Raw genomic sequence first — 6,739 nt, 5'->3', positions numbered from 1 at the left:
CGCCCCTCGTTCAACCGCGACCGTCGCGACGACCGTCCCTCGGGCGGCTTCCGTTCGGGCGGCGGCGACCGTCCGTTCAACCGCGACCGTCGCGACGACCGCCCCTCGGGCGGCTTCCGCTCGGGCGGCGGCGACCGGCCGACCGGCCGCCGCGACGAGCACCGTTCGACCGGCACGAGCACCGGCTCCTTCGGCCGCCGCGACGACAAGCCGCGCTGGAAGCGCAACGGCTGAGTGCGTCGATGACCCCTTGAAGGTCTGCTGAGAGCGGGCCCGTCCTCCATGGACGGGCCCGCTCTTCGTATGCGCCGGGAAGGTGCCCGCCGACCTGCGTGGGCCCGCCCCTTGAACGAGTTCGAAAAAGCCGTTGGCGTGTCCGCGTCTGCTGCTAAAGTCGCGACATCTGCTCGGGGGTGGGTGCGAGCGGCGACCGCCGCACCGCGTAGGCCGTATGCGTTCTCCGCCGGCCTCTCCTCGTGCCTTGTTCCTGGGGAGGGACCTTCAAAGTGACCCGCTCATCCAACGGGTGGAGACGTCGGCGTGCGTCCGCGCGCATCGCCCTTCTGGTCACCCTGGCGATGACCGCCGGGGCGAGCGCGATGGCCACGGGTACGGCCGCCGCCGGTACGACGGGCGCCACGGCCGCGGACACCGTGGTCGTGAAGCCCGGCGCCCGCTACGTACCGCGCCAGACACGCGTGCTGAACGCCGGCGAGACAGGCTTCCTGACGGCGCGTGAGGGCGACGACCGGCTCCGCTGGACCGACTACGCGTCCGGTACGGAGACCGTGCTGCCCGACCGGCTCCCGAAGCCGCTGGAGTACGACCCCGAGGCGGTCCGCCCCCGTGGCGACTGGCCCACCGGATTCGGGCACGGCTCCGACACCGTGGCGGTCTACGCGGAGAGCCCGAGCCCGCGTGTGACGCTGCAGCAGCGCGCCGGCGGCGGGCCGGTCACGAGCATCGCCATCCCGGAGGGCCAGACCTACGTGGGGACGTACGGCACGACCGTCGTCACCCGCACCGGCACCGAGACCGCCGTGACCGCCCTGCACCTGCTGCGGGCCGAGGGCGGCGAGGTCGAGGACCGGCGGCTGGAGGGGCTTCCCGAGGGGTGGCGCCTGTCGGTCTCCGACGGGGACGCCCGCTCGATCGTCGTCCGGGGCATCCTCTGGGAGGGCTCCGACATGACGCAGGGCTGGTGGTTCGTCGACCTGGCGAGCGGGCAGCTCCGGACCCTGGACCCGCATGCCGATGCCGTGACGCTGGGCCCGGACACCCTGCTGCAGGTCGGCTCGTACGCCGCCGAGCTGTTCGACCGCGACGATCTGTCCGCCGCGCCCCGCTCGTACGACCTGCGGAACCAGCCGTACGACACCAGCTTCCGGATGCTCGGAGACACGCTGGTCGGAGTCCTGCCGGCGAACCCCGGCGGCAACGAGTACCGCGGCAACCGGCTGGTGCGCATCGGCGAGGACGGCGAGAGCACCGGCGAACTGCTCGCCGTCGCCCACACCGATCTCACCGGGACGCCGGACGGCTCCCTCCTGGTCGCGGGCGCCGAGACCCACAGCTACGAGGGTGCCCTCGACTGGGGCTACTACCTGTTCACGGAGGCCGCGGACGGCACCGTGAAGCGCACCCGCGTCGCCGACATCGAGGACATGCCCGCACAGCCCGCGGGCATCTCCCTGGGCAGCGGCATCCTCACCACGGCGGACGACTCCCGCCTGTTCCAGCCGGGCACGTACATCGGCGCGTACCGGAGCACCTGGCTCAGGACGTCCGGCCGGCCCGAGGAGATCCGCACGACCGTGGACGGGCTCACCGGCGGGCGGGACGCGGACTGCGGCTGGTACTCGGAAGACCCGTACTGCGTGACCATGTTCGCGAGCGGCGACGGGTTCCACGGCCGCAAGGAAGGCACCGAGCAGGGGCAGACCATGCTGTTCCGCAACGGTGAGGAGAAATGGGGCCCGCGGCTCACCACGGGCCTGATGTCCCCCGAACTCGTGGACCTCTCCGGCCGCTACGCGGTGGTGAACGAGGCGTCGGGCAATTTCAAGCACGTCGTCGAGTTCCAGGGGAGCACCGACTCCGGGAAGGTGCTGGAGAGCCGGCGGATGGACGCCGCCGCCCTGTGGGGCAACACGCTGTGGAGCAACCTCCCCGGCTCCTCCACCGTGACCTCGAAGAACGTGACAACGGGTGCGGCGGGCGCCTCCTTCACCACGCCCAGCAAGTGTGCTCCCACCGAGCTGCAAGCCGTGGGCCGCTGGATCCACTGGGCGTGCGAGGGCTCCAACTGGCCCCACAGCGCGGGTTTCTACGACCGGCAGACGGGGAAGTTCGCGACCGCTCCGGACGCCGACACCCTCCTCGCCGACGGCTACTTCGTCACCCACGCCGAGGGCGCCGGGCTCACCCTGTACGACCTCCACGGCGGGCTGCCGGCCAGTGGCGCGCACGCCGACCTGCCCCAGCGGAAGCTGGCCGGTGAGGGGGACCTGGGCCCGCACAGCGTGCGTCGCGCCGGCTGGACCGTCGACCGCTTCGGCGGCCACGTCGCGTACACCGGCAGCGACCGGCTGGTGCGCATCGTTCCCACGGGCATTCCGGCCTCGGCGCTGTCGGTGATCGACACCGTGGCGCCGGCCGGCTCGCTCGACCTGCGGGCGTCCTCGCCGGCCGGCTGGCAGGGCTCCTGGTGGCTGTCCAAGCCCGCCGCGTCCTGGCGGCTGACGCTGAAGAACACGGCGTCGGGCGCCACGGTGCGCACGCTGTCCGGCGGGGAAGCCCGCGGCCTGGTGACGGCCGCCTGGGACGGGAAGACCGCCACCGGCGCGTACGCCCCCAACGGCTCCTACACCTGGACCCTCACCGCCGCGCCCGCCGACGGTCAGGGCGCCCCCCTGGCCACCTCCGGGACCGTCGGACTGACCGGTGGGGCCGCCGTGGCGCGGGACTTCGTCGGGAACGACGGGTTCGGTGACCTGCTCGCGTTCACCTCGGCAGGGACGGCGGACTGGCGGGCCGGTACGGGTACCGGGACCGGGCGGGTCGAGGACAAGGTGTCCGGGACCGGCTGGACCGGGGACGACACCGTGACCGCCGCCGTGCCGTTCGAGGACGTCAGCGGCGACCGGTGCAACGACGTGCTGGTCCGTACGAAGGCCGGCGAGCTGCGGGCGTACAGGCCTGGCTGCGGGGCCGCGCTCGAGCCCACCACGCCGTACACGAAGATCGGCACCGGCTGGAACATGTTCGACGCCCTGACCTCGCCCGGCGACATGTCGGGTGATGGGCGCGCCGATCTGCTCGCCCGGACGCCCACGGGCGACCTGTACTTCTACCGGGGCAAGGGCAACGGCCTCTTCGAGCCCCGGGTGAAGATCGGCTACGGCTGGCAGAAGTACCTCCTCGCCGGTATGGGCGACATGGACGGCGACGGCAAGGGCGACCTGCTGGCCCGGGACCGCGCGGGCGACGTCTGGCGCTACCCGGCCACCGGCGAGGGCACGCTCGGCACCCGCGTCAAGGTCGGCTACGGCTGGACCATGTACGACACGATGGTCGGCTCCGGCGACCTGAACGGCGACGGCCGCGCCGATCTGCTGGCCCGTGACACGTCCGGGGTGCTGTGGAGCTACCGCGGCGACGGCAAGGGCGCCCTGGCGGCCCGTACGAAGGTCGGCGGCAGCTGGCAGATGTACACGTACCTGTTCTGATGACCCACTCACCAACCGGGCTTCCCGGAAAGGGACTCCTTTGACCATGTTCATACGCGGCCGCGCCGCCCTCGTGGGCGCCGTGGCCGGGGCGACCGCCCTCGCCACCGCCGCCGTGCCGGCGAGCGCCGCCGACCCCGCCCCGGCCACCGTGGCGACCACCGGGGTGTACGGCCTCGACTTCGCGGGCGGGCGGCTGGTGACGGCGGAGCGGAGCGCCTCCGGCGACCGCATGGTGTACGACCGCCGGGTGTCCGCCGACGCCGTGACCGCGGGAGCGCGCGAGAGCCGTGCCTTTGCCGGGACGTACGCCAATGGCGCGCACCTCAGGACGGTGCCCTGTGACAACGGCGACTGCGTCGAGCTGGTCGCTTCGGGCCACGGTGACGTCGGCATGGTGTTTGTCGCCGGCGACGACGCCGGCACCGAGTCGGTGCAGTTCTGGGCGCCCGGGAACTCGTACCACAGTGGCGACATCAGCTACCCCGCGGGCACCGCGAGGATCGTGGACCTGGCCGGGCGGGCCTACGTCGTCAACGGCGGTTCCCCCGCCAAGCAGCGGGCCGGCATGTACCCGGGCTACACCAGCACCGCCGACCCCCTCGTCCGCACCCCGGGCGCGGCCTCCGTCTGGGGCACCACGCTGTGGGCGGCCACCACCGCCACCGGAGCGCTCACCGCGACCGACCTGGGGACGAAGAAGGTCGTGGAGCAGGCCGCCACCGGCGCACCCTGCGTGATCAAGGAGGTGCGCGCGGTCGGCCGCTGGGTGTACTGGAACTGCGGGACGACGGGCGCGGCCGGGGTGTACGACCGTACGGCGAAGAAGTCGTTCACCGTGCCGTCCGGGCCCGCCCTCGTCGGCGACGGCTACCTCGTCCGGCACGACCGGACCGCGGGCAAGCTGCTGCTCACCGACTTCCACACGGGCAAGGCCGCCGCTCCGCGCGCCGTGGCGGACCTCCCGGCCGGGAAGACCGCCGACCAGCGGCGGCTGACCTGGGCGGTGGACAGGTTCGGCGGCGACATCGCGTACCTCGACGCCGCACAGACCCTGCACGTCGTGCCCAGCGGGGTGCCCGCGCAGCCTCTCGCGAAGATCGCCGCCGATCAGGGCGGCTCTTCCCTGGACATCAAGGGCGAGAACGGGCCGGGGGCCTGGCTCAGCACCTGGCAGTTCAACAAGCCCGTCTCCTGGACGTACACGGTCAAGGACTGGACGGGTCGTACGGTGCGCACGCTCAAGGGCGGTTCCGGCACCGAGGCGGACGTGGCCTGGGACGGCCGGACGGACGCGGGCGGATACACGGGCAGCGGCCGGCACAGCTGGACCCTGGCGGCGACGGCGGAGGACGGCTCGGGCAAGTACACCACCAGCGGGACCATCTCGGTCGGCGGTGGCGAGGAGGGCTTCCACGACCAGGGCGGCTACAGCATCGGGGACCTCGTCACCCTCAACTCCTCCGGCGGCCTGACCATCCAGTTCGGGCAGACCCCGGGCGTCTTCAGCGGCAAGGCCTCCGGTTCCGGCTGGCCTGCCGGAACCCTCGCCGTGCCCTTCGCGGACACCGGAAGCGACCGCTGCTCCGAGCTCCTCGTCCGGATGCCGGGCGGCGAGCTGCGCCAGTACGCGGGCCACTGCGGCCGCTCCGGCTACACCCCGGGCAGTAAGCACACCGTGATCGGCGGCGGCTGGCAGCAGTACGACGTGCTGACCTCGCCCGGTGACCTGAACGGCGACGGCCGGGCCGACCTCGTGGCCCGTCAGAAGTCCACCGGCGACATCTACTTCTACGCGGGCGTCGCGGGCGGGAAGTTCGCCCCGAAGACGCGGATCAACACCGACTGGCGGACGTACGCGCAGATCACCGGCGTCGGCGACATCACCGGCGACAGAATCCCCGACCTGCTCGGCCACGACCGCAACGGCGGCCTGTGGCGCTACGACGGCCTGGGCAACGGCCGCTTCGCGGCCCGCGTGAAGGTGTTCACGGACTGGGGGCGCTCGTACAACACCCTGGTCGGCGTCGGCGACCTGAGCGGCGACGGCCGCAACGACATCGTCGTACGCGACTCGGCCGGCAAGCTGTTCCGCAACAACGGCAACGGCAAGGGCTCGTTCGGAGCCCGTACCCAGATCGCCACCGGCTGGCAGACGTACAAGGGCATCTTCTGAGCCCCTGAGCCCGTCGCCGTCCCCGATGACGGGGCCGCGCAGCCGATACCCGATCGGCTGCGCGGCCGGGGCGGGCTATGCTCGGGGGTGATGTGCCGAGGGCCGTTAGCTCAATTGGTCAGAGCAGCGGACTTTTAATCCGTTGGTTGTGGGTTCGAGTCCCACACGGCCTACCTCGTAGCCCCAGGTCAGAGCATGTGCGACCTGGGGCTTTCTGCTGTTCGGGCCCCCATGCGTGAGCCCTGCCGACCCGGGGCTCTCTCATGTCCGGGGGCGGCGGGTCTCCCGGCGGCCGGGGCCCGGGGCTGCTCGTGGCGGCGCCGGTACCGGCGTTCCGCCCTTCGTGCTGCCGGGACGTCGGAGAGGAGTTTCCCGGCGTGCTGCCGGAGGTGTCAGACCAGGAGCTTCGACTTCGCCCGCTGGTACTCCTCCTCGGTGATCGCGCCCTTGTCCTTCAGGTCGGCGAGCTTCGCCAGGTCCTCGACGTGGCCGCTCCGGCCGCCGCCGTCCGCGGCGGCCGCCTCTCTCACATACGCCTTGAAGGCCGCGTCGCGTTCCTTCGCCTGCTGGACGTCGCGCTTTCCCATGGACTTGCCGCGGGCGATCACGTAGATCAGCACGCCCAGATAGGGCAGCACCAGCGACAGGACCAGCCAGCCCGCCTTGGCCCAGCCGCCCAGGTCGTCGCTGCGGAAGATGTCCATGATGACCCGGAAGAGGAGGAAGAGCCACATGATCCAGAGGAAGAACCAGAGCATCGTCCAGAACAGGTTGAGCAGGGGATAGTCGTCCATCGTCCACTCCCGGATCCGCATCGAGATGACTGAATCTGAAA

General features: G+C 71.9%; 3 protein-coding genes, 1 tRNA gene and 1 pseudogene. 4 read left to right on the top strand and 1 reads right to left on the bottom strand.

Annotated features, from left to right (window positions below):
* From ABZ564_RS03860 to ABZ564_RS03845, 4 genes and pseudogenes are all read left to right on the top strand, one after another.
* Positions 1–234, top strand: a pseudogene (locus ABZ564_RS03860) (RNA helicase); the annotation flags it as partial.
* Between the two features lie 272 nt (positions 235–506).
* The gene (locus ABZ564_RS03855) at positions 507–3,728 is read left to right on the top strand and encodes an FG-GAP-like repeat-containing protein (protein ID WP_360848957.1); all 3,222 of its coding nucleotides are present in this window, start codon (positions 507–509) and stop codon (positions 3,726–3,728) included.
* A gap of 46 nt (positions 3,729–3,774) precedes the next feature.
* Entirely contained in the window at positions 3,775–5,904 is a 2,130-nt protein-coding gene (locus tag ABZ564_RS03850) for a VCBS repeat-containing protein (protein ID WP_360849362.1), read from the top strand.
* 99 nt (positions 5,905–6,003) lie between these two features.
* Positions 6,004–6,077, top strand: a tRNA-Lys gene (locus ABZ564_RS03845).
* Between the two features lie 219 nt (positions 6,078–6,296).
* On the opposite strand, the gene ABZ564_RS03840 is transcribed toward ABZ564_RS03845, so the two are convergent.
* Positions 6,297–6,698: an SHOCT domain-containing protein gene (locus ABZ564_RS03840; protein ID WP_360848954.1), complete on the bottom strand. Its 402-nt coding sequence runs from the start codon at positions 6,696–6,698 to the stop codon at positions 6,297–6,299.
* Positions 6,699–6,739 lie beyond the last annotated feature (41 nt).

It is taken from the genome of Streptomyces sp. NPDC019224, assembly GCF_040632605.1.
In the GTDB taxonomy this organism is placed as follows: Bacteria; Actinomycetota; Actinomycetes; order Streptomycetales; family Streptomycetaceae; genus Streptomyces.
The sequence above is the reverse complement of the archived record's forward strand: the minus strand, read 5'-3'. Positions and strand labels throughout refer to the sequence as shown.